The 23,911-nt window shown below is 71.6% G+C and carries 13 protein-coding genes and 1 tRNA gene; 7 read left to right on the forward strand and 7 right to left on the reverse strand.

Features of this window, described 5'->3' with window-relative positions; all coding sequences use genetic code 11:
- Positions 1-3 precede the first annotated feature (3 nt).
- From ACWC21_RS10495 to ACWC21_RS10505, 3 genes are all read right to left on the reverse strand, one after another.
- Positions 4-1,941: a galactose oxidase-like domain-containing protein gene (locus tag ACWC21_RS10495; RefSeq protein WP_450880157.1), complete on the reverse strand. Its 1,938-nt coding sequence runs from the start codon at positions 1,939-1,941 to the stop codon at positions 4-6.
- Positions 1,938-3,923, reverse strand: a complete 1,986-nt coding sequence (locus ACWC21_RS10500) for a glycosyltransferase family 2 protein (protein WP_450880159.1) — start codon at positions 3,921-3,923, stop codon at positions 1,938-1,940. The genes ACWC21_RS10495 and ACWC21_RS10500 overlap by 4 nt, the downstream gene beginning before the upstream one ends.
- Before the next feature lie 437 nt (positions 3,924-4,360).
- Positions 4,361-4,434: transfer RNA gene (locus tag ACWC21_RS10505), tRNA-Lys, on the reverse strand.
- Between the two features lie 201 nt (positions 4,435-4,635).
- On the opposite strand from ACWC21_RS10505, the gene ACWC21_RS10510 reads away from it, so the two are divergent.
- The 4 genes from ACWC21_RS10510 to ACWC21_RS10525 all read left to right on the forward strand — a co-directional run bounded on the left by ACWC21_RS10510 (position 4,636) and on the right by ACWC21_RS10525 (position 8,355).
- Positions 4,636-5,961, forward strand: a complete 1,326-nt coding sequence (locus tag ACWC21_RS10510; RefSeq protein WP_450880161.1) for a peptidoglycan-binding protein — start codon at positions 4,636-4,638, stop codon at positions 5,959-5,961.
- A 57-nt stretch (positions 5,962-6,018) separates the two neighbouring features.
- Positions 6,019-7,080, forward strand: coding sequence for an SPFH domain-containing protein (locus ACWC21_RS10515; protein ID WP_450880163.1), 1,062 nt, complete (start codon positions 6,019-6,021; stop codon positions 7,078-7,080).
- A 96-nt stretch (positions 7,081-7,176) separates the two neighbouring features.
- On the forward strand, positions 7,177-7,782 hold the full coding sequence (locus ACWC21_RS10520; RefSeq protein WP_450880165.1) for a lytic polysaccharide monooxygenase auxiliary activity family 9 protein: 606 nt from the start codon (positions 7,177-7,179) through the stop codon (positions 7,780-7,782).
- Between the two features lie 108 nt (positions 7,783-7,890).
- Positions 7,891-8,355 carry a DUF3592 domain-containing protein gene (locus tag ACWC21_RS10525; RefSeq protein WP_450880167.1) on the forward strand — a complete coding sequence of 155 codons (465 nt, stop codon included), beginning with the start codon at positions 7,891-7,893 and terminating at the stop codon, positions 8,353-8,355.
- Positions 8,356-8,589: 234 nt separating this feature from the next.
- On the opposite strand, the gene ACWC21_RS10530 is transcribed toward ACWC21_RS10525, so the two are convergent.
- The 4 genes from ACWC21_RS10530 to ACWC21_RS10545 form a co-directional block, all read right to left on the reverse strand.
- Entirely contained in the window at positions 8,590-9,519 is a 930-nt protein-coding gene (locus ACWC21_RS10530) for an RICIN domain-containing protein (RefSeq protein ID WP_450880169.1), read from the reverse strand.
- 468 nt (positions 9,520-9,987) lie between these two features.
- Complete coding sequence (locus ACWC21_RS10535; RefSeq protein WP_450880171.1) at positions 9,988-10,629, reverse strand: helix-turn-helix transcriptional regulator; 642 nt, start codon at positions 10,627-10,629, stop codon at positions 9,988-9,990.
- Positions 10,630-11,179: 550 nt separating this feature from the next.
- Positions 11,180-14,047: an AAA family ATPase gene (locus tag ACWC21_RS10540; protein WP_450880173.1), complete on the reverse strand. Its 2,868-nt coding sequence runs from the start codon at positions 14,045-14,047 to the stop codon at positions 11,180-11,182.
- Positions 14,048-14,188: 141 nt separating this feature from the next.
- Positions 14,189-15,172: a helix-turn-helix domain-containing protein gene (locus ACWC21_RS10545; protein ID WP_450880175.1), complete on the reverse strand. Its 984-nt coding sequence runs from the start codon at positions 15,170-15,172 to the stop codon at positions 14,189-14,191.
- A 187-nt stretch (positions 15,173-15,359) separates the two neighbouring features.
- Between ACWC21_RS10545 and ACWC21_RS10550 the strand changes: the two genes are divergently transcribed.
- The 3 genes from ACWC21_RS10550 (at position 15,360) to eccD (ending at position 23,909) form a co-directional block, all read left to right on the forward strand.
- Positions 15,360-18,242: an AAA family ATPase gene (locus ACWC21_RS10550; RefSeq protein ID WP_450880177.1), complete on the forward strand. Its 2,883-nt coding sequence runs from the start codon at positions 15,360-15,362 to the stop codon at positions 18,240-18,242.
- Positions 18,243-18,467: 225 nt separating this feature from the next.
- Positions 18,468-22,445, forward strand: coding sequence for a type VII secretion protein EccCa (gene eccCa / locus ACWC21_RS10555; protein ID WP_450880179.1), 3,978 nt, complete (start codon positions 18,468-18,470; stop codon positions 22,443-22,445).
- A gap of 57 nt (positions 22,446-22,502) precedes the next feature.
- Positions 22,503-23,909: a type VII secretion integral membrane protein EccD gene (eccD, locus tag ACWC21_RS10560; protein ID WP_450880181.1), complete on the forward strand. Its 1,407-nt coding sequence runs from the start codon at positions 22,503-22,505 to the stop codon at positions 23,907-23,909.
- The last annotated feature ends 2 nt before the right edge of the window (positions 23,910-23,911 follow it).

Here is a 23,911-nt window from a genome sequence, read left to right on the forward strand (position 1 = left end):
TCGCTACGGGACCTTCACCCACCGCGCCTTGCTGGGCGTCCCCCACGCGTCGTCGACGAACAGCATGTACCACCCCGACGGAACCAGGTTCCGGTTCTTCGGCACGGTCACGGTGACCTTGTCGCCGGAGGTGCGGAAGTCCAGGGCGACGGACCGCTGGTCCACATCCGTCACATGCGTGGACGCGCTGGGCCGGATCAACCGGACCTTCCTGATCCGCGACGCGTGCGGAGAGGTGAACGTCCCGGAGGCGCCCCGCGCGACGGTCTGCGGGCCCCCGGCGAGCGTCGGCCGGGACTTCCGGTAGAGGTACGGCGGGGTGTAGATCTCGATCCGCTGCTCGAACGTGCCCGGCTTGGTGCCGGCCTTGTCCCCGTACAGCGAGTCGGAGCCGAAGAACATGACGCGGCCGTCGGGCAGCAGGATCGACCCGGAGTGGTAGTTGCGGCCCACGAGCGGGTCGGCGACCCGGGTGAAGCTGTTGCCGTCCGGGTGGTAGAGCCGGGCCTGGCGGATGTTGGAGTCGCCGCGGCCCCGGTAGTCCCGCGAGCCGCCGGACACCAGCACGGTGTCGTCGGGCAGGATCGAGGACTGCGGGTACCGGGTGCCCTTCTCCAGTGACGGCCCGTCCACGAACCTCGGGTGGGCGGCCTTGAGGTCGATCAGCCGGGTCCGCCTGCTGGACAGCCCGGACTCGCCGACCCCGCCGCCGCCGATCACCAGGAACCTCTCGTCCTGGGCCGGCGGCAGCAGCACCGTGCCGGAGGTCTCCATCATGTTCGGGTCGCTCAGCCCGGGCAGCTTGCTGAACCTGTTGTCGGCCACGTCCCAGACGCCCGGGTCGCGGCCGACGTCGTCCGGTCCGTAGCCCGCGTTGGACCCCGAGTAGAAGATCTTCCCGTTCTGCATCAGGAACAGCGCCGGGTAGGTGGGGAACTGGCGGATCTTCCCGGTGTACGTCCACTTCCGGGTCTTCGGGTCGAAGATCTCGTTCTTCCCCGGGACCAGCTGGCCGATGTCGTCGAGGCCGGAGACGCTGAGGACCCTGCCGTCGCTCAGGGTGGTGAGCGTCGGGTACCAGCGGGCCTCGTTCATCGGGTCGACCTTGATGTACTTCTCGGCCACCGGATCGAACTCGTAGGCGTCCCGGATCCCCTGGAAGTCCTTCTTGTCGAGGGCGAGCTTCTGCGCGATGCCGTAGGTGTTGCGGGCGTCGAGGCCCCTCAGGCCCCGGATGCGGTAGTTGTCCTGGGAGCCCGTCTCGTACCTGGTCCCGCGCCTTTGCGCCTCGACGTAGATCCGGCCGAGGCCCGGGTCGTTGCGCAGGTACTTCCCGGTCCTGCTGTCGAACACCTTCTTCGCGCGCGGGACGAGCACCGGGTCCTTGGAGACGAACGTCTTGTGGTTCGCCCTGCCGGTGAACCTGGTGCCCGCGGGCAGGGTGATCGGCTTGTCCGGGTTCTCGTTGTGGACGATCATCAGGCCGCCGGCCTTGGTGACGTCGCCCTTGAGCTTCTCGTACCGCTTCGTACCGCCCGCGATCAGCAGGTGGCCGTCGGCCAGCTGGGTGTGGCCGGTGCAGAACAGGTCGTTGGGTGTGGGGATCTTCTTGATCGTGCCCTTGACCGGGTCCCAGATCCGGGTGTCGAACTTCTTCCTGTCGAAGTTCTTCTGGTTGTTGCCCGAGCCCGCGACCAGCAGCACCTTGCCGGTGTGCAGGAGCGCCGCGTGGATGGTGTCCTGACGGTACCGCGGGGGGAACTCGACGATGTCCCAGTGGCCGTTCTCGGCCTTGTACCCAGGCCTGTTGATCTCGTACTCGTGGTACTGCGCTGTTCCGAAACGGTAGACCCAAGGGCCGTTCATCCCGGCCAGCGCGAGTACCACCGCCGTTCCGACCACGAGTCGGCGGGCCCGGCGACGGCCGGCGCTGTCGTTCATTCCTCACGTCCCCCACGTCCGCCGAGCGCGATTCTCATGGTCTGGTCCTGCTCCCCCACCCGGGCGTGCGGCGCGTACCCCGCGGGGACCGCGTCCTGCGGCTCGGCAGGCTCGGCAGGCTCGGCAGGCTCGCCGGATCCGGCCGGCCCGGCAGCGGCGGCGGCGGGCGCCTTCCGCTCCCGCCGCAGCGTGTACCGCCACACGAAGAGGGGCGAGGCGGTGATCAGCAGGGCGAACGAGGCCCAGGTGACCATCGCCGGGTGGGAGTGCCCGAGGACGAAGCCCGCGACGAGTGAGCCGCCGAACACCAGGATGAAGAACCAGTGGATCCGGAAGGTCCCGAACAGGGTGTCGGGGCTGGCCGACTCGCCCTTGGGCGTGACCACGAACCTGCTCCTGCGGCGCAGCACCGCGTCCAGCAGCGAGCGGGCGTACACCGGCGCGGACAGCGCCGACATCATCATGCCCGCGACACCGCCGGACCCCTCCGGCTCGTGCGGCGAGACGTTGTGCCGCCGGTTCCAGACGTACAGGCCGATCTGCAGCGCGGAGGCGTTGCCGTAGAGCATCAGCCACACGGTGGGGTCGATGTTCACGCCCGAGGCGCCCAGGCCCAGGAACAGGGCGCAACTCAGCGCCGCGAGGATCCAGTTGAGGGCGGACATCGGGTAGAAGACGATCATCATCGTGTAGTTGAAGAGCTTGCCCGGGGGCATCGAGAAGAAGCCCTTCCAGTACTGCTTGAGGATCGTCTCGTAGGTTCCCCGCGACCAGCGCAGCTGCTGGGTGAAGAAGTCCGTCCAGGCGTTCGGGCCCTCGCCGACCGCGAGCACGTCCGGGGTGTACACCGACCGCCACCTGCGGCCCGTCGCCGGGTTCTTGGCGCGGTGGATCTCGAAGCCGGTCGCCATGTCCTCGGTGATCGAGTCGTACAGGCCGCCGATCTGCCGGAGCGCGCTGATGCGTACGGCGTTCGACGTGCCGACGAACATCGGGGCGCCGTACCGGTTGCCCGCCCGCTGGATGAGCGCGTGGAACAGGAACTGCTGAGATTCGGCGGCCTTGGTGACGAAGGTGTCGTAGTTGCCGTAGACCTGCGGGCCGATGACGAAGCCGACGTCCGGGTCGCGGAAGTAACCGAGCATCCGTTCCAGGTAGTTGGGCAGCGGCACATGGTCGGTGTCGACCGAGGCGAAGAAGTCGTAGCCGTCGCCGTGCGCCTCCAGCCATGCGTTGTAGTTGCCGTGCTTGGTCCTGGCGCGGTGCGGGCCGGAGGGCCGGTTCCAGCGTTCCACGCCCTTGCGGGTGAAGTGGTGCACGCCGAGGTGTGCGCAGACCGCCTTCACCTCCGGGTCGTCGCCCTCGTCGAGCAGCCAGACGTGCAGGACGCCCCGGTGCCGCAGCCGTACGGCCGCCTCGAGGGTTCTGGTCACCATCTCCAGCGGTTCCTTGCCCGGCACGAAGGAGGTGAGGAAGGCGACCCGGGTGCCGGTCTCGGGCACCACCGGGACGGGATCGCGGGCCACCAGGGTGGCGTGCGCGTTGGACAGCACGTTCAGACAGCGGAAGGTCTCGATCAGACCGATCGAGACCAGCATCACCGTGTCCAGCGCCGGCAGGAAGTCGTACGCCGGATAGTCCCGCTCGGTCCAGTGTTCGGGCTGGAGCAGCCAGCCCAGCAGGACCAGGGAGAGCAGCGGTGCCGCGCCCAGCATGAGCGCGGCGCGGACGCGGTGCGGCTCCTGCGACAGCAGGGAGCGGTACCTCACCCGGTACGGCTTGCCGGGGGCCGGCTGGGTGAGGGGGCCGGCGAGCCGGCTGTAGTGCTCGTAGTCGTATCTCGGCAGGGTCTTCCTTATCCGGTGGATCGCCCCCGGGTCGCCGGTCCGGTGCGACGGGCTTCTAGGTGTGGTTTGTGATCGGTCGTGTGCGGACTGTGATGGTTCGTGATTATGCCGGGCGCCCGTCGGCGTCGACGTCATAAAGTCATCCCCCCACACGCAGGTCAGCGCGTGTCTGTTCGTTCCTGGCGAGCCACAGTCACCATGTCTTCCACACCCTGGAGGTCTGGAACCGTGGCGTTCCGGCCGCGGGCTGCCCCCCTCGGCAACCCTTTCTGAACGGGATCCCTCGTCCCGTATCCGCCACAACCGGATACTGTCCCCCAACTACCGCGAATCAGCGGCACGTTGAAGCAACAGGGTTCTACGGTGTTCGGCATGATCGCAAGTCGCGAAACGCGGTGTTTACCGGTCAAACGGGGCCACGGGGGACAGTGGGGCACGGATGTCGCCGAAGTGGCCTCCCGCGGCTTCCTCCGCCCGCGTGCGGTCACCCGAGTGGACCGGCCCGGTCCAGGGGGCACATGGCGACAGGCCCCCCGTTCGTACGAGAGGCCTGTCGTCGTCGAGCATCATTGTGCGCCGCCAGGGACTCGAACCCCGGACCCGCTGATTAAGAGTCAGCTGCTCTAACCAACTGAGCTAGCGGCGCCTGCTGACGTCGACAACTCTACCCGACCCCGGAGGGTGCTCCGGACCACCGGGGTGCGACGACGTCCCCGGGAGGGTGAGGGGCGCGTACATCATTCGGACCGTCAGCATGCGCGTTGCGAACACAGTTGGGAAACTGACCAACGTGCACAAACGCGGACATTTCAACCAGAGAATCGAAACGGGATGCGAGGCGGGTCGCATGGTGGCTCCGGTGTTCGAGGACGTCGAGCCCGCGAGCGACTGCGACTGCCCCGGGTGCGCGCACCGACGGCGCACGAGTCCCTCCTGGCTGCCCGGAAGGTTCGGCGGCCACCCGGCGGCCCGGCCGGCCCTCGTCGTGGCCGCCGCGGTATCCGCCGCCGTCGGCGCGGCCCATCCGGCCGCCGCCCTCGCCGCGGCACACGCCCCGGCCCGGCCCGGCGTGCCGCACCTCCGGGCGGACGGCGACACGCCCCCCACCCCGCAGGGCGCCAAGACCCCCCTGCACGGCCCCGGCGGCAAGGGCGGCAAGCCCGCCGACCCGGCCAACCCGCCCCCCACCACCCGCACGGAGATCATCAACCGGGCCAAGACCTGGGTCACCGCGCAGGTGCCGTACAGCATGACGGAGTACTGGTCGGACGGGTACCGGCAGGACTGCTCGGGATACGTCTCCATGGCCTGGAACCTGGGCAGCAACGAATGGACCGGAAGTCTCGGCCAGTACGGGGTGAAGATCTCCAAGGAGGAGCTGCAACCCGGCGACATGCTGCTCTTCCACAACCCCGACAACCCGGAGAAGGGCTCGCACGTCGTCCTCTTCGGCGGCTGGACCGACTACACGCACACCTACTACACCGCCTACGAGCAGACACCCCCGCACGCCCGCCGCCAGTCCACCCCGTACGCCTACTGGACCAACTCCGCCAAGTACGTCCCCTACCGCTACAAGGGGGTGACCGCCGCCGCGGACGGAGCGAAGCAGAACGCGGCCCCGGCGTCCGCCAGGACCGCACGGACCCCCTTCCCCGGAGTGGCGTACTTCGGTCCCGGCGCGGACAACAAGTACGTCACCCAGCTCGGCCGGATGCTGGTCGCCCGCGGCGCCGGTGCGTACTACACCCGGGAACCCGGCCCGCGCTGGTCGGAGGCGGACCGGCGGGCGACCCGGGCGTTCCAGCTGGCCCAGGGGTGGACGGGCGCGGACGCGAACGGGCTGCCCGGGCCGCGCACCTGGCGACTGCTGACCACCGGCAAGGGCAAGGACATCGCCCCCGGCTCGGCCGGCGCACCCGCCTCGCACGGCGTCGCCGGGTATCCGGGCCGGAACCTGTTCCGCCCGGGCGCGGACAACCAGTACGTGACCCGGCTGGCGCAGCAGCTGATCAAGAAGGGCTTCGGCAGGTTCTACCCCCACGGGGCGGACTCCCGCTGGGGCGACGCGGACCGGCGGGCGGTCGAGGCCTTCCAGCGCGCCCAGGGCTGGCGGGGCGGCGCGGCGGACGGCTACCCGGGGCCGGAGACCTGGCGGCGGCTGTTCTCGTAGCCGCCGTCCGAAAACCATCCATTCGTGAAGCGTCTGGCGCGGAGGCTGGAGGCACGCATGAGCACGACGACCGAGCACACATCCGATTCCGAGGGGCCCGTCGGGGAGCCACTCAGGCAGACCCGGCTGATCCACAACGAGGCCACCACCGAGATCCCCGTCCACCTCCTCTTCCGTGACGATCCCGACCCGGCGCCGGTCCCGCTGCGGCCGGCCGTCGTGGGGCGCAGACAGGGCACGGGCGAACAGCCGCGCCCGAGGCACACCGCCCCGGTCAGGCCGCGCCCGGTGCCGGAGGCCGGGCCCGAACTGACGGAGCGTCGGGCCCGGGTGCTGCCCGGGGCGACGGGCGTGCTCGCCGGGGTGAGCGGGCTGGCCGGATGCCTCGCCGCGTACGCGTGCACCGGGCCGGGTCCCGCCCAGTGGGCGGCCTGCGCCGGCGCCGGGACGCTCGGTCTGCTCGGCTTCGGCGGGCTGGCCCGGGGACGGACCGGGCGGGCCCTGGTGCTCGGTCTGTTCGGCCGCTACCGGGGGACGGTGCGGCGTACCGGCCTGCTCTGGATCAACCCGTTGGTGCCGCGCCGCCGGGTGGACGTACGACTGCGGCACTGGCGCAGCGAGCCGATGCCGGCGACCGACGGCAGCGGGGCCGCGCTGCGGACGGTCGTCCTGGTGGTGTGGCGGGTGCGGGACACCGCACGGGCGCTGCTGGGGATCGACGACCACGAGACGTATCTGCGGGAGTGCGTGGAGGCCGCGCTGGCCCGGGTGCCGGTGGCGGCTCCGGGCGCGGCGAAGGGGGTCGCGCAGGCGGCCGGGGAGGCGCTGACCCGGCTGGTGGCGGCGGAGGCCGCGCCGGTGGGGCTCGAGGTGTTCTCGGTGCAGCCGGTCCGAGTGGAGTACGCCCCCGAGATCGCCGCCGCCATGCACCGCCGCCGGATCGCCACGCTCGACGCGCAGCAGCGCTCCAGCCTGCTCTCCTCGGTCGTGGACTCGGTGGAGGACACGGTGACCCGGCTGACCATGCGCGGGCTGGTCGAACTGGACGACTACGAGCGCAAGGTGCTGGTGCGGGACCTGACGGTGGCGTTCTGCGCGGGCCGCGAACCGGCCGTGTGACGGGGATGGACATGTTCAACGAACGGCAATAATCTCCCACTTGGTCTAGACCTGCACAGCTCACTGAACCTCCCCACGTTCACCAGGAGCGGCAGCATGCGCACACAGACCAAGGTCTCCGCGGCCGTGCTGGGCCTCGCCACCGCCGGAGCCTTCGTGCTCTCCACCGGCGGGGCGAGCGCCCACGGCTACACCGACCTCCCCGTCAGCAGGCAGAAGCTCTGCCAGAACGGCACGGTGGCGAACTGCGGCGACATCCAGTGGGAGCCGCAGAGTGTCGAGGGCCCCAAGGGCTTCCCCGCGTCCGGTCCGGCGGACGGCCAGCTCTGCAACGGCGGCCTCAGCCGGTTCGCCCAGCTCAGCTCGCCGAGGACGCCGTCCGGCGCGGCCTGGCCGACCACGAGGGTGACCGGCGGCCAGCGCTACACCTTCCGCTGGCAGTTCACCGCCATGCACGCCACCACCGACTTCAGGTACTACGTCACCAAGCAGGGCTGGAACCAGAACCACGCCCTGTCCCGCTCGGACCTCGACACCACCCCGTTCCTGACCGTCCCGTACAACGGTCAGCGCCCGCCGGCCACCCTCAGCCACAGCGGCACCCTGCCCACCGGCCTGAGCGGCCACCACGTCATCCTCGCGGTCTGGACGATCGCCGACACGGGCAACGCGTTCTACGCCTGCTCGGACGTCACGTTCTGACCGCCCTCCCGGGTTCAGAGCTTCCCTTGAGGCGCGCGCGCCGACGGGCGGGATAGGTTCCCGCCACGCCGATCATCCGGAGCGGCGTGCGCGTCCCGGGGGGATGTCATGGAAGCTCTGTTCTACGCCGTACCGATTGTCATGATCGCGTTCGTCGTGTTCGCCGCGGTCCGGCTGATCGGCCGCGCCCGGCGGATCAGCAGCGCATGGAACAGCGGCCTCACGGCCGAGGCGCGATGCCTGCGTTCGTACACCACGACCAGTGGTGGTGGCGGGGACACGTCCGTGACCACCACCATGCATCACGTCTACGAGTTCACGACGCGCGACGGCCGCACGGTCCGGTTCGACGAGGCCAACGGCCCCGCGACCACCCTCGAGGGTGATCACGTGACCGTCCACTACCTGGCGGACCGCCCCGAGCAGGCCACGGCGCACGCCCCCGCACGGGGAAGACTCGCCGCGGGCACCGGCTGCATGCTGGCCTTCTTCGGCGTGTTCATCGCCTTCTGTCTCGCCTTCATGGTCCTCGCCCACTTCATCTTCGCGGAGTCGGACGGCCTGATGCCGTAGCCCTCCCCACCTGACGATCTGTCAATTACCGTGTGTATCCATGGACTCCAGGGATCGCACGGTCGCCGAGCTGATCGCGGCGCGGTGGGGCGACCACCGGCCGGGCCGTGGTGCGAGGAGCGGGTGCCGACCCACCACGCGGCCGCGGCCGGGGCCGCGGCCCGCGCGGCGGTCGCCGGGATCGACTACTGGGGATCGGAAAGGCAACAGCCAGTCACAGGGCTGGTGAGCGGGTCACCGGGACGACCATCCCCAGTCCCCGGCTGTGGACCCGCAGGACTGGATCTGGAGCCGGGCGTCGGGTCCGGCTCCCGTGCCGCCGGTGACGCCGAGACAGAGACCGTGACTCGCCAGGTTGCGTATCTGGTAGTGGTTCTGGTGCCCGTACGCCAGGTACCAGAGCTGGTTGTCCTTGTTCGTGCCGTCACACGAGAACTCGATCACCTTCGTACCGGCCGCCTGGCCCCCGTAGTTCGGAAGGTCCATGCACAGGCCGTCCTTGGTGTTGCGGATGACGAACAGCCGGGCCCCGCCCGGCCCCTTCGGTCCCGAGGTGACCGCGAGGTTCCACATCTGGTTGTCCGTCGAGCCCGACTGGCACTTGAACTGCTGGACCGGATCGTTCTTGGCGCCGGGGCCGTAGTTCGGCACGTCGGCGCAGTAGCCCGTCCCGAGGTTCTTCAGGAGCATGTCGTCGGCGCCCGCGAACACCGCGGGGACGATGACGGTGGACTTCTTGGTGCCCTTCGCAGTCCTGTGACCGCCGGGCCGGGGCTTGCCGTGACCGCTCTTGTGCGCCCCGGCAACGGGCCCGGACGCGGGTCCGTGGGTGTTGCGCGGCGATGACGAGCGGCCGGGAACGGATGACGCCGCATGCTTGCCGGAGGGGGACTTCGACCGTGCGGCCGCCGTGGCCGACGGGAGCGCCTTCTGCTGTGGCAGGTAACCGCTCGCGGGGACGTCGGCGGCCTTGAGCGGCGTTCCGTGGGCGCCCTTCGACGACGAGTTCGAACCGGTCGCCAGGAACGGGATCGCGAGCAGCGCAGCGGCACCGAGGACCGCGCCGACGAACACCACTCTCGGCCGGCCGGACGGAATCCGCGCGCGCTCGCCGGTGTCCGCGGCCGCGGACCGGGGCGGGTCCTGTACGGCCGTCTCGGCCAACGACGGATCGTTCTCCCACAACGCCGGTGACCCGCTGTCCGCCGGTCTGCCCGTGTGTGCGTCCCTGTCCGCACTCGAGGGCGCGTCGGTCGCTCCGGCCACCGGAACCGCCGCCTGACGCGGTGGTTGTGACGCGGAATCCGGGGTCGGTGCCGCGGAGGGGCTGTCGGGTATCGCGGGCAGTGCGACCGCTCGGCGGACCAGTGGACTCCTGGTGGCACCGGCGGCGTCTTGCTGCGGGGACGAGGACAAGCCACGCCCTCCTTCCGAGGGTTCTGGTACCTGGCGGTGGATCGGACGGGGACCGCCCTTCGGGCCAGGCAGGTCGGCGCAGGTCGGCCCGGTCGGGACTGCGGCGGGCCGACCCCTTCGATCGTTGGCAACGTTGTCCGAGCGGGCGTCCTGCACGCCCGCTGCCTTGTACTGCCGCTGGGCCGGCCCCTTCGTGGCGAGGGGCGTCGGAAGTCCTCAGATGATGCCCGAGCGTATGGCGTAGGAGACGGCGTGGGCCCGGTTGCGCAGCTGCATGCGCTTCATGAGGCCGTAGAGGATGTACTTGACGGTGCGCTCCGAGTAGGAGAGCTTCCGCGCGATCTCCGAGAGTTCCTGGCCGTCGGCCACCAGGCGCAGTACGTCCACCTCCCGGGGTGTGACGCCGGAGGCGTTCAGGCCGCGCGGGGTGAGGACCTCCCTGTGGGTCCACTGCACCTGTTCCAGCAGGGTGCCCTGAAGGGCGGGAGGGAAGCTGCCGCCGCCCGACGCGACGGTGAGCAGTGTCCGGATGAAGGCCTGGGGGGTGAAGGAGTCGCGCCACAGCACGGCGCGCACGCCCCTGTCGACCGCCGTCGAGACGTTGGCGAGCCACTGCCGTCCCACCACCAGTACGAAGCGTGCTTCCGGCCGGTCGCACAGGGTGGGGAGCAGGTCGAGGGCCCCGGCGTCCACGGTGTCGATCGCCGCCACCATGACGTCGGCCTCGTCCGGCTCGTCCACGGGTACCTCGACGACGCGGCGGTCGCTCTTGAGGGAACTGACCAGTCCGGCCCGTGTGACGGCGTCGGGAGCGTGGATCGCCACCCGGATCGTGTCTCTCACCACCTGTTGCGGCATTCGCTTTCCCTTCGGGAACCGTGCTTGTCGTGCGGCCTGTCAGGGGTCCTTGCGCTATGAGCGCCCGATGAGGTCGCGTGGTCCGGTGCCGTGCATCGCAAGGCGCCGGAGAGCCCTCGATGGGGGTCCCCCCGCTCGAGCGAAGCCGAGAGTGGGGGACGAGCTACCAGGGCTTTTCGGCAACGCGGCGAGGTGCGGTGCCAGGCCGCGCGACCCGGGCGGGCATAGTGCAAGGACCCCTTACAGCGACCCCTTACAGCTGACGAGGATCGTGTCATGGCGGTATCCGCACCCGGTGTCCATACGGGCAGTCCCCTCTAAGGGCAGGGAAATGTCGCACGAGTGCCCGGCGGGCGAACCGGGCGGAAGCGCTGCTTCTGGTTCATTCCGGCATCGCGGTCCGGCCTGTGGCGCACACCTGACCGGCACAGAGCGGACAACAGCGGTGGGGGGCGAAGCACCACGGGCCGGGACCCGCCGTGCGGACGGGGTGCGGCCGGGTGCCTCTCGCCGGGGCGGAAGGGAGATATCCGGCCACCGGGCGGTGATGTCAGTAGTCCTGGGTGAGCACGGCCGTCACGACTTCGGTGCGGGACCGCAGGCCGGTGCGCGCCAGCAGCCGGGAGATCCGGTCGGCGACGGCCTTTTCGCTGAGCCGCAGCACGGTGGCGACCTGGCGGTTCGTGAGCCCCTCGGCGATCAGGGTGGCGAGGAGGTGCTCGCTCTCGGCTGTGGCCTCTTTGCGGCCGGGGACGGGGAGGTCGGCTTCGCGCAGCGCCGTCCTGGTGTGGAAGCGCCACAGCGCGGACCCGGTCTGCTGGAACAGTTCGTAGGCCTCGTGCAGCAGGGTTGCCGGGCCCACGCCGTTGCCGGCGGCTGCCGACAGGGTGACCGCCGTCTCGAACGGCTGCGACCGGGAGCGGGCCAGATCCACCGCCTCCCGCAGGTCCCGCCGGGCTTGGCCGGGGTCGTCCGGGCGCCGGACTTTCGCCGAGGCCAGCAGGCAGAGCAGGCGTGAGCGGCCGGTGCCGAGCTGCTCCGCCACCTCCTGAAGGCGCCTCAGGCAGGCCGTCGCCTCACCGGTGCGGCCTGCTTCGGCGTGCAGGTCGGTGAGGGCGGCCCACAGTTCGTCGGTGCCGTGGACGTGTCCCCGGGCGTTCGCGGCGCTCAGGCCGCGGCGGAGCGACTCCGCGGCGCCGGACAGGTCGCCGAGGGTCCGCAGCACCTCGGCCTCGGCACTGTCCAGGGAGTGCTCGAGGGGACCGTCCGGCCCGCCGCGTGCGTCGGCGATCAGGCGGTGCGCGTTGTTGACGCCGCCCCGGGCGAGGAGGATGGCCGCGGTCCGCGCCGCGAGCGGATAACCGTCGGTGGCCGACGACAACGCCTGACCGGTGGCCAGCAGCCAGCGGGCATGTTTGAGTGCCTCGTCCCAGCGGCCCTCCAGGTGGTGCCAGAGGAACAGGCTGTACGGCGGGAGTGCTTCGGGCGCCAGCCCACGGTCGGACAGCAGGGCACGCAGCCCCTGCAGGTCGCAGGAGCAGAGCAGCTGCTCGCACTGGACCACCGTCAGCACGTACCGCAGGTCGGGAGGCAGCTCCAGCAGCTCCGGCGAGGTGAGTGAGCGCGTGAACAGCTCGGGTCTGCCCACCATCAACTCACCGACGACGCGGTAGGCCTCGAGGGTGGGTACCACACGGTCGTCCGTGGTGGTGTGCCATACCGACTCGGTCCGCGCCAGCAGATCCAGGGCCTCCCGCCACCTCCCGAGCTGGCACAGGGCCACCGCCCTGCCTCCCACGGCCGCCCCGGCGGGCAGCGGCAGCCTGTCCCACCACCGCGCCGCGGCCATCCGCTTCAGGAACGCCCAGTCCTTCTCGACCGCTGTCGCTGACGCCAGCACACCGGCGATGCCCTGGAGCACCGGCACGGTGACACCGTCGGGAGGCGTGCGCAGCAGTGACTCGGCCATCGACCGTGCCGCCGGGTAGTCGCCCGAAGCGTACGCGGCCCTCGCGTTCCGCAGCAGGGCCGGACCGCGGGCCGCCGGGTCCTCGATGAGGCGGGCCGCCGCCCGGAACCAGCGCAGCATCCCCCGGCCGCCGAAGTCGGGCCACTCGCGTTCCGCGATCGCGGTCAGCTCCGCCACCGCGCGGTCACGGTCGACCAGGGGACCCGCGTCCGCGATCCGGTCCGCCAGATAGAAGTCCGCGTGCGGCTGCGGGAGCGCGACGGCCACCCGCCGGGCGCCGCTGCCTCCTTCCGCCGTGTTCCACAGCGCCTTGACCGCGGCGGCGGACAGCCGGCTGCGTTCCAAGGGGCCCAGCCGGGCTTCGACGACGCGGGCCGTCAGCGGCACGCGGAACGCCCAACCGCCTGCCGCGGCGCCGTCCCGGCGGGGGAGTTCCTCGATGATCCCCGCCTCGGTCAGGTCGTGGACGCCCTCGGCGACAGAGGCCTCGGACAGTCCGGTGGACGACGCGATCAGCTGCGGGGCCCGGGGGCCCAACGGCCACAGCACGCTCAGCGCGCCGGCCACCGTCCGGCCGGGTTCGCCCAGCCTGTGCAGCGGGGCGAGGAACGGGGCACTGTCCGGCAGGGCCGGCACCGGGACGCCGACGGCCAGGAAGGCGTGACCCCCGACCACCCGGATCGCGTCCTGCCGCGTCCACGCGGTGAGCAGGGCGTCCATCGCCCCGGGGACCCCCTGGGTGAGTTCGTGCGTCCGCCGGACGAGCGCGTCTTCGGGGCTCGCCCGGAACCGTCGCGCCAAGGCGGTCGCGATGTCGTGGGGCAGCAGGCGCGGGAGGTCGATGGTCCGCACCACCGTGCCGTCCGCCGGCCGGTACCCGGCCAGGCCGGGCGCATGGGGCTTCACCGACCGGCCCGCCGACACCACCAGCCGGACGCCCGGACCGATGCGCGCGGCATCGAGTTCGCCGAGGACGGTGAGCGAGTCGGCGTCGCCGTGCTCGATGTCGTCGACCACCAGCACCGTGGGTCCGCAGTGCGTCAGAGCGGCGGTGAGCGCTTCAGCCGCCGCCGTCCGGTCGCCCCTCTCGGCAGCGGACATCAGGTCCGCCACCGGCCTGCCGCCCGACTGCTGCTGCGCCGTGCCGGACTGGGGCTTCACCAGCGTCGTGATCAGGCGCAGGGCCAGCAGCAAAGGGTGGTGCTCATCGCCTGGCACGCACGCCAAGAACAGCGCGCCGGTGCCTTCCGCGCGCAGTCGTCCATGAACCGCTCGCAGCAACGAGCTGCGCCCCGCCCCCGGTTCGCCCCGGACGTACACCAGGCGCGGCCCGTCCGGATCACTCAGCAGGCCGTGGATCGCGTCCAGTTCCGACTCACGTCCGACCATGCGCTCCCGCGTGCGGTCCACGTGTGCCGACGTGTCACCGTGGACCACGTCTGTCGTCACTGTCCGATCAGTCACTTCCGACCGCGCCTCTCGCTGAACGGTGCACAGCAGGCGGGTGCGCCCGGTCTTCCCGGGCGGACTCCAGCGGACGAACGTACGTCCACGGCAGTCATTATGGCCGCCTGCCTGACGCCTTGGCCGTCAGGCGGGGCGGCGCGCGAACCGCGCCGGTGTCGTCCCGTACTGCTTCTTGAAGGCGCGGACGAAGTGGCTGCTGTCGGTGAAGTGCCAGAGCGCGGCGGCCTCGGAGACGGTGAGGCGTGATCCCGGGGCGGTGAGCGCGGTGGCGGCCGCCTCCAGGCGTCGGCGGCGGATGTAGGCGCTGAACGACTCGTCGAGACTCGCGAAGGCCCGCTGCAGGGTGCGGACGGAGACATGCAGGTGCGCGGCGACCGTGCTCGGGGAGAGGTCGGCGTCGGTGAGCCGGGTGTCGGCCAGGTCCTTGGCCGCCTGGGCCAGCGACGGGGTGAAGGCGGGCTCGCAGTCGTCGAACTGGTCCAGGGCCAGTCCCTTGGCGAGTTCCAGCAGGGCGTTGCGGGAGGCGTGCACGCCCGCGGGGCTGAGCTCGCTCACGGTCCGCTGCACCATGCCGGCGTGTGCCATGAGGATCTGCGCCGCGGGCGAGGTGGCCTGCCCCATGCGTGGTTTCCCGGCGACCAGGGACCGCAGGGCGTCGCCGGGAAAGTTGAACATGCGGGTGCCGATCTGCGGCGTGGTGTGGAAGTGGTTCTCCGTCACGACGTGGTGCATGAAGTAGGTCCCGGCCGTGACGTACGCGTCACCGCCCTGGTCGTGCGGGTCCTGCAGGGTCACCGCGCCGCGCAGCCCGACGTACAGCCTGACCTGGTCGTGCTCGTACGTCCCGACCGCCTGGGTGCTGACGGGTGAGGAGGCCCAGAGTTCGTTCACGGCGATGTCGTGCAGGGCCACCGACTGCATCGTTCCCTGGAAGCCCTCGACCGTGGAAGCGCTGAACTCCGGCAGGGGGTAGAGGTCTCCCAGGCGGTCGTTCCAGGTGCTGATGAACGGCTCCCAGGTGCCCCGGCCGGTGCCGGTGGTGCTCGCGTCGACGGCGAACGTGCCCGTCGCGCCGCCCGGACCAGGGAAACGCGGCTCGCTCCTCATGCTTCCTCCGCGCCGATGAAGATGTCGCCTCAATCCCATCTGGTGTCGCAAAGGTACACGCTCCCTCCGCACCGCCGTTCCTACTCTTGGCTCCACTTGAACAGTCAACGATCTACTGTCCGTCGGCCGCGCCAGTGCGGTCGACCGACTCCGAAGGTTGTGATTCGTAGGCGTGGGAGGAGTGCTCGTGCGGCACCGTGCGCCTCTCGTCGGGCGGAACCACGAGGTCGACGAAGTGGCCCGGATCCTGGGCTCCGCCGGTACGCCGGCGCAGACCCTGCTGATCAGCGGCCGGGCCGGCGTGGGAAAGACCGCCGTGCTGGAGCAGGCGCGGCTGGTGGCGACGCGGAACGGCGCCAAGATCGTGCCGATGAACTGGGAGGACACCGAGGAGCCACCTGGTGTGGCGGCCCTGGCCGATGCGGTGTGCGACGTGCTCGCCAGGATCCACGACGGTTGGCTGCCGGCCCGGATCACCGCCGTACGCCGGGTCCAGTGGCGCATCACCCACCGCGGTGGTGAATCGGTCCTGCTGAAGACCATGGGTGAGGTACTGGCCGACGCCGCCCGGTCCTTCCCCTTCGCTGTCGTTCTCGACGACGTACAGCGGATGCCGCCGCAGACCGCCTCCGCTCTGGGGGTGCTCCTGCGCGCCTTCCGCCCTGCGGACATCCCCGTGGTGATGGCCGGCCGTCCCGCGGCCGCGGGACGGGCCGGCGGAACCGGCTTGGCGGCGACGGCCGACCGGGTGCTGGAAATGCGGCCGCTTCCGCCGTCCGGGATCGGCGAACTGGCCGTGTGGTGGGCCGGCCGGCCCGTCGAACCGGCGCTGCTCACGGCGCTGTCGCGGGCGCTCGGGCCGCTGGCCGGAAACCCGGAGGCGGTTCTGTCCCTGCTGAACTGCTGGCGCGAGAGCGGCCGCCTGCTCGAACTGGACGGCAGGCTCTGCGTGTTGGAGTGCACGGACCGGCTGGGCCCGCTCAGCCGGCCGGACGGACTGCTCCAGCTCGTGCGGCCCGGCATGGACGCCGAGTCCGTGGAGCTGGCCGCCGCGCTGGCCCACCTGATCGACGGCGGCGAAGTGCGTGTCGACGACCTCCACTTCATGTGGCCGGACGACGGGGCACACGCCGCGGCGGTCGCCGCCGAGGTGGACCGGTTCGTCAAGGACGAGGTGCTGACCGTCGACGACGACCGCCGCCTGTCGTTCCCCGTTCCCGCGCTGGCCGCGACATTGCGGACGCTGCCCGAGCGAAGCGATCCGCCGCGCGTCCACGCCCGGATCGTCACGTCGGTGACCGACCGCATGGACGCCGCCACCGCGGGCGCCCGCTACCCGTATCTGGCCGATCACGTCGCGGCGGCCGGCCCGTTGCTGGACGACGGGCTCGCGGTCCCGCTGCTGCTCGCCGCCGGCCGCAACTACGCACCGTCGGCCCTGCGGCGGGCCACGCAGGCCTACCGGTCGGCGCTGCGGCGTCTGTCCCCCGGTGACCCCAGGACGCCGGGCGTGCTCCGCGAGACCGCCGAACTCAGCCTGCGGTACGCCGACTACGAGGAGGTGCTGGAACTCGGTCAGCCGCTGCTCGCCTGTGTGGAACGGTGGGCGGACCACGCGCCCGCCGGATGCCGGTCCGCCGGGCACCGGACCGCCCTGCAACTCGCGGTCCGGTTATGGGTTCTCGCGGTGCTGCACGAGCACCGGCTCCCCCACTGCCAGGGCGACGGCGAGCGACACCGAACCGCGTTGGAGTCGATGCCGGCCGTGGCGAGGGCGGTGTCGCTCGCCGGTCTGTACGGGATCGGTCCGGTGACCCTGACGGCATGGGACGACGTCGAGCCCCCCGGGTCCACCCCGGGATGCGCCCACGGCCCGCTGCCCACGGACGTCGAACTGCGGCTGGTGGCCGCCGCCGTGGGCGGCAAGGCGGAGCTCGACCGCGCGCGGCAGGCGCTGCCGTCGGGCGCCGTCACCGACGAGGCCCTCGACCGGCTGCGGAACGCCGCGGCCTACGGGGACCTGGCGGGCGCCTTCGCAGCCGTGCTGGGTGACCGTTACACCGGAGCCGGACACAGCACCGCCATCCGTTACCGGGCGATGGTGCGTGACTACCTCCAGGGACGCTGGGACAGCGCCCTGTCCTCCGCGCGCCGGATCGAGACACGCAGCCGCCCCGACGGCGCGGTCGGGCCGGGACAGCTGGCCCGGGCGCTGGCGGCGGAGATCCACTGCATGCGCGGTGAGTTGGGGCACGCCCGCGCCTGGCTGGACCTCATCCCCGACGACGTGGTCCATCCACTGGTGGACCGGGCGCGCATCGCCGTGCGGTACTGGTCGGGGCAGACGGACGAGGCGCTGGCGGGCGGATGGCTCGCCGTGCGCCGGGCACTCAAGGACGGCACGCTCGCGGGCGTGGAGCGGGTGCTGCTGCGGATTCTCGTGGTGGCCGTGCTGGAGGAGCGGCCGGAGACGGCGCGGCAGGCGCTGGAGGAGCTGGAGGCGCTGCACGAGGAGGAGGCCTCGCCCATGAGCCGGGAGGCGGTGCTCATCGGACGTGGCCTGGTGCATCGTGACGCGGGCCGGGGCCTGCTGGCCGCCCACCGGTCGCTGGCCCAGCGGGGCGACACCCCCCTGGACCTGCTGTGCTGCTACGGCCTGCTGGCGGTCGGCGACGACCCCCAGCCGTGGTTCGTCGAGGCGAGGCGGATCTCCCACATGATGGCGATCGGGCGGCCGGTGCGCGCCGTGATCGACCGCATGGCGCAGCGCCGGAACGTGTCGCTGCCGAGGCGCCGTTCGGCGAGCAGCGGGCTCAGCGAGCAGGACATCGGCCTGATCGAGCTGGTCAGTGGCGGAGCGACCAACCGGCAGATCGCGGCCCGGCTCTCCTGCAGCGAGAAGACCGTGGAGCAGCGGCTGACCCGGTTGTACAGACGTACCGGGTGCCCTTCCCGGGTGAAGCTGGCCGCGGCCTGGCTGGACGGCGGTCTGGCCCGGCTGGGGCTGGTGCCGGACACCGCCGGTAGCCAGGGCGGACCCGACCCGGGGAACGGCGCGACCGCGATCTGACAGCCCGGTCGGCCCCCCGGGGGCGGACACCGGCCGCAGCCGTTGAACGCGCAGGCAACATCCGTCGTCCGCACGGACAAAGTGTCCGTCCGGCTCCGGACTTCGTCCGGGCCGGTTCCTAGGGTGGGCGAGCAGCCCTGCTGCGGCTCGCGAGACCCGCACCGCCACACCGTGCCGGTGCTGCCGCGGAACCCCGAAAGCCCCCACTCCGCAGGAGACAGCCTCATGAGCACCGTGGTCGTGAAGCGCTCACCTCGTGTTCCCGGCCCCGAGGCTCCGGAGGACCAGATCGAGCTCGCCGAGCCCCCGATCCTCCCCGAACCCCCGACCGCCGACCTCAGCTCGGCGCTGGTCTTCCTCCCGATGCTGCTCGGCGTCGGCGCCATGGTCATGATGTTCACCCTCGGCGCCCGTTCGACGACCACCTACATGATGTCGGGGATGATGGGCGTCGCCATGATCAGCATGGGGCTCGGCCAGCTCGGCCGGCGCGGTGCCGACCGGCGGCGCAAGATGCGCGCCGAACGCCGGGACTACCTGCGCTACCTGACCCAGGTGCGCAGGCGGGTCCGGCAGTCCGCGGCCGAGCAGCGGGCGGCGGCCCAGTGGGACAACCCGCGCCCGCAGGACCTGTTGGTGATGGCCGGCCAGACGCGGCTGTGGGAGCGCAGGGCCGGTCACGACGACTTCGCGGACGTGCGCATCGGGCTCGGTTCCCGCCGCGCCAACCTGGTCCTGGTGCCGCCGGGGACCAAGCCGGTGGAGGACCTCGAACCCCTGTCGGCGATCTCGCTGCGGCGCTTCACCAAGGCCTACCAGTCGGTCGGGCACCTTCCGGTGACGCTGCCGCTGCGCCGGTTCACCAGCGTGGAGGTCGCCGGCGACGGAGCCGCCGCGCTGGGTCTGCTGCGCGCCGTGATCGGGCAGTTGGCCGTGCTGCACTCGCCGGACGAACTGCGTGTCGCGCTGCTCTCCGACGCGGTGGGACGCGCCGAGTGGGGCTGGCTGAAGTGGCTGCCGCACAACCTCCACCCGTACGAGGAGGACGCGACCGGGCCGCTGCGACTGGTGGCGGAGGACCCCGACACGCTGCTGAGCCTGCTCGGCCACGAGCTGACCGACCGCCCCGACCACGAGCCCGACGCCGTCCCCCGGGTCGGTGAACCCTTCGTCGTCGTGCTGGCCTACCGGGTGCACATCCCGGAGACCTCGCGGCTGCTCGGCGCCGGACTGCGCAACGTCGTCACTCTCGACGCCACGGGCGCCATGACCGGCGGACCGCACGTACTGCGGCTGACCCTCCAGGACGGCACCGTCCAGTTCCCCGCGGGCGACACCGTCGTCACCGCCGAGAGCGACTCGCTCTCCCCCTCGGCGGCCGAGTCCCTGGCGCGCGTCCTGGCCCCGCTCCGCACCAACGGCGGCGTCGACCTCGTCGACCAGCCCCTGGAGACCGACTTCGACCTCAGCGCCCTGCTCGGCATCCGCGACCCGCGCTCCTTCGACGTGGCCGCGCTGTGGCGCACCCGCAGCCCGCAGAGCACCCGCCTGCGGGTACCGATCGGCATCACCGAGGACAACGAGGTCCTCGAGCTGGACCTGAAGGAGTCGGCACAGGCCGGTATGGGCCCGCACGGCCTGCTGATCGGAGCGACCGGCTCCGGCAAGAGCGAACTGGTGCGCACGCTGGTCATGGGTCTGGCCGCGACGCACTCCTCCGAAGTGCTGAACTTCGTCCTGGTCGACTTCAAGGGCGGCGCGACGTTCCTGAACATGGACCGCCTCCCGCACACCTCCGCGGTGATCACCAACCTGGCCGACGAACTGCACCTGGTCGACCGTATGCGCGACTCGCTGAACGGCGAGATGATGCGGCGCCAGGAACTGCTGCGGGAGAGCGGCTACTCGTCCCTGTTCGAGTACGAGAAGGCCAGGCTGGGCGGCACCCCCCTCGCGCCGCTGCCGTCGCTGTTGGTCGTCGTCGACGAGTTCTCCGAACTGCTCGCCAACAAACCGGAGTTCATCGACCTGTTCGTCAGCATCGGCCGCCTGGGCCGATCGCTCGGCGTCCACCTGCTGCTCGCCTCCCAGCGCCTGGACGAGGGCCGCATCCACCGGGTCGAGGGCCACCTGTCGTACCGGATCGCGCTGCGCACCTTCTCCTCCATGGAATCCCGCAGTGTGATCGGCGTGGGCAGTGCCTACGAGCTTCCCTCGGCGCCCGGCAACGGCTATCTGAAGATCGACACCAGCAATCTGGCCCGCTTCAAGGCCGCCTACGTCTCCGGCCCCTGCCCGGCGTCCCCCACCGTCTCCGGCGGCCCCGCCGAGACGGCACGGGGCAGCGACGAGATCGTCGCGTTCGGCATGGAGCAGCGCCTGCCGCCGTCCCTGGACGCGTCGGAAGAGGCCGCGGAGATCCTCGTCCAGGAACCCGAGACACGGACCACACAGCCCGCGTCGGACGACGAGGAGAGCCTGCTGGAGGTCCTCGTGGGCCGGCTGGAGGGCGCCGGCCCGCCGGCCCGCCAGGTGTGGCTGCCGCCGCTGGACGTCCCGGCCACCCTCGACCAACTGCTGCCCGGCATCGTCCCCGACCCCGAGCGCGGCATGAGCGCGAGCGACTACCCGGCCCTCGGCAGGCTGCGCGTGCCGATCGGCATGGTCGACCGGCCCTTCGAACAGCTCCGGGAACTGCTGGTGGCCGACCTGTCGGGCGCCGACGGGCACATGGCGCTCGCCGGAGCACCGCAGACCGGCAAGTCCACCATGCTGCGCACCCTGATGCTCGCCCTCGCCCTCACCCACACCCCCCGCGAAGTGCAGTTCTACTGCCTCGACTTCGGCGGTGGCGGACTCCAGTCCGTGGCCGGACTGCCGCACGTCGGATCCATCGCCACCCGGCTGGACCGCGACCGGGTGCAGCGCACCGTCGAAGAACTCACCCAGCTGCTGGAGGTCCGCGAGCGGCGCTTCACCGAACTGGGCCTGGAGTCGATCGCGGCCTACCGGGGCAGGCGCGACAGCGGGGAGATCGACGACCCCTACGGCGACGTGTTCCTCGTCATCGACAACTGGGGCACCCTCAAGCAGGACTTCGAGGACCTCGAACCGCGCATCACCGACCTGGCCGCCCGCGGTCTGTCGTTCGGACTGCACGTCGTCGCCTCGGCGGTGCGCTGGTCTGAGATCCGGCCCCGGGCCCGCGATCTGTTCGGCACCAAGTTCGAACTGCGGCTCGGTGACGGCGGGGAGTCCGAGCACGGCTCGAAGGTCGCCGCCACCGTCCCCCACCAGCCGGGCCGCGGACTCACCAACGCCAAGCTGCACTTCCTGTGCGCGCTGCCGAGGCTGGACAGCTCCCCGCGGAGCGACGACCTCACCGCCGCGACCAAGGCCGCCGTCGCCGAGATCGACACCTTCTGGACCGGGCGCTCGGCCCCCGGGGTGCGGCTGCTGCCCACCCAGCTGCCGCTGGCCAAACTGCCGGCACCGGAAGGAGACCTGCGGGTGGCCCTCGGCTGGGACGAGCAGCGGCTCGCCCCCGTGTGGCACGACTTCGGCACCACGCCGCACCTGCTGGTGTTCGGCGACAGCGAGACCGGCAAGACGAACGTGCTGCGCCTGGCCATCGACGCCGTCACCCGCCGCTTCACCCCCGACGAGGCCCGCATCCTCCTCGCCGACACCCGCCGCGACCTGTTCGGCGCCGTTCCCGAGGAGTACCGGGTCGGCTTCGCGGTCGACGGCGACAGCCTCACCCAGCTCGCCGGCAGCGCCGCGGTGTCGGTCGGCAAACGAGTCCCCGGAGCCGACATCGCGCCCGAACGGCTGGCCCGCCGCGACTGGTGGACCGGGCCCCGGCTGTTCGTGCTCGTCGACGACTACGACCTCTACGGCGGCGGCCCGGGCATGGGCACGCAGTCACCGCTGAACGCCCTGGCCCCGATGCTCGCCCACTCCGTCAACATCGGGCTGCACCTGGTGATCTCCCGCTCCACCTCGGGCGCCTCCCGGGCCATGATGGACCCCGTCCTGCGCCGCATCTGGGAACTGGGCAGTCCCGCCCTGCTGCACTCCTACCCCAAGGAGGAGGGCAAGTTCATCGGCGAGGCCCGGCCCCGGACGCTTCCCCCCGGCCGCGCCCAGCTCGTCACCCGGCGCGGCATCCGGCTGATCCAGGTCGGATACGCAGGCCCCTGACGGCGGCCCCCGCCACCCGCCCACGCCACCGTCACCCCCATGTCCTCCAGGAGCACCATGACCACCGCAGTCTCCGCCCCCGGCGCCCGCCGGACGGTCAGCACGGAGGTGTGCCGGCTGACGATCGCCGGCCCGGTCGGCCGTGCCGACCTCGCCGTGCCCGTCACCACACCCGTCTCCGCCCTGCTGGCGATGCTGATGCGGCACATCCCCACCGACCTCGGCCGGGGCGTCGGCACCTGGACACTCCAGCGGCTGGGCGAGCCCCCGCTGGACATCGACGCCACACCGCAGAGCGCGGGACTGGTCCACGGCGACATCCTGTACCTGCGCCCCGCCGACGACCCGATGCCGGAGCTGGAGTTCGACGACGTCGCCGACGGCGTCGCCCACGCCGTCGCCTCCCGCCGCGACCGGTGGCGTCCGGAACTGACCCGCCGTCTCTTCCACTCCCTCGCCGCCCTCGTACTGGCCGGTTTCGCCGTGGCCGTCCCCGGCACCGCGGACGGTGCGCTCGTACCCGTGCTCTACGCGATCGCCGCCATCGCCCTGTGCGTCGGCGGCGCCCTGGACCAGCGGCGGCCCGCCGACCGGACCACCCTGCTGATCACCGGCCTCGGCACCGGTGTGTTCTCGGCCCTGACCGGGCTGACCGCCCTGCACGGCGAGGCCGGCCTACTGTCGCCCCGCCCCGGTGACATCATGCTCGGAGGGGGATGCGCCGCCCTGATGTCCGCGGTGTTGCTGGCCCTGCCCCGGCTTTCCCTGACGCTGACCAGCACGATGCTGCTCACCGCCGTCCTCGCCACGACCGGCGGCACGCTGTCCGCCGCCTTCGGCCTGGACGCGGCCGGCAGCACGGTGACGGTGGCGGTCGTCTTCTTCCTGCTCGGCCACCTCGCGCCGAGGGCCTCGCTGCGACTGGCCCGGCTGCGCGTCCCGCAACTGCCGCGCAACGCCGACGAACTCCAGGAGGACATCGACCCCCAGGTGGAGCACCTCCTCAGCAGGCGCGCCGCCAACGCCGACGCCATGCTCACGGTGATGAGCATCGCCACCGGGCTGCTGTGCGCGACCGCGTTCGTCCTGCTGGCCCGGCACAGCGGCTGGCTGCACTGGCTGTTCGCCCTGGTCCTCTCCGGCGCGGCACTGCTGCGCTCGAAGAACCTGAACGGGACCTGGCAGCGCGTTCCGATGGCCCTGTGCGGCGCGCTCGGACTGCTCACCGTGGTGTACGCGTGGGCGTCGGCCGCCTCCCCCTCCGTCGGGTGCGCGCTGCTGCTGGCCCTGCTGGTGGCCGCCGGAGCGCTGCTGGTCGGAGCGTGGCGGCTGCCCACGACCCGGCTGCTTCCGGTGTGGGGGCACATCGCGGACATCCTCGAGGTGGTCACCGCGCTGGCCCTGCTGCCGCTGACACTGCAACTGCTGCACGTGTACGCCTACTTCCGCGCCATGGTCAGCTGAGG

The organism is Streptomyces sp. NPDC001348, assembly GCF_053597535.1.

Excerpts from the sequence above, each read along its gene's own strand:
- eccD (WP_450880181.1), top strand. The coding sequence starts at position 22,503 with ATGACCACCGCAGTCTCCGCCCCCGGCGCCCGCCGGACGGTCAGCACG.
- ACWC21_RS10510 (WP_450880161.1), top strand. The coding sequence starts at position 4,636 with ATGGTGGCTCCGGTGTTCGAGGACGTCGAGCCCGCGAGCGACTGCGAC.
- ACWC21_RS10500 (WP_450880159.1), bottom strand. The coding sequence starts at position 3,923 with ATGACGTCGACGCCGACGGGCGCCCGGCATAATCACGAACCATCACAG.
- ACWC21_RS10525 (WP_450880167.1), top strand. The coding sequence starts at position 7,891 with ATGGAAGCTCTGTTCTACGCCGTACCGATTGTCATGATCGCGTTCGTC.
- eccCa (WP_450880179.1), top strand. The coding sequence starts at position 18,468 with ATGAGCACCGTGGTCGTGAAGCGCTCACCTCGTGTTCCCGGCCCCGAG.
- ACWC21_RS10495 (WP_450880157.1), bottom strand. The coding sequence starts at position 1,941 with ATGAACGACAGCGCCGGCCGTCGCCGGGCCCGCCGACTCGTGGTCGGA.
- ACWC21_RS10545 (WP_450880175.1), bottom strand. The coding sequence starts at position 15,172 with ATGAGGAGCGAGCCGCGTTTCCCTGGTCCGGGCGGCGCGACGGGCACG.
- ACWC21_RS10515 (WP_450880163.1), top strand. The coding sequence starts at position 6,019 with ATGAGCACGACGACCGAGCACACATCCGATTCCGAGGGGCCCGTCGGG.
- ACWC21_RS10535 (WP_450880171.1), bottom strand. The coding sequence starts at position 10,629 with ATGCCGCAACAGGTGGTGAGAGACACGATCCGGGTGGCGATCCACGCT.
- ACWC21_RS10520 (WP_450880165.1), top strand. The coding sequence starts at position 7,177 with ATGCGCACACAGACCAAGGTCTCCGCGGCCGTGCTGGGCCTCGCCACC.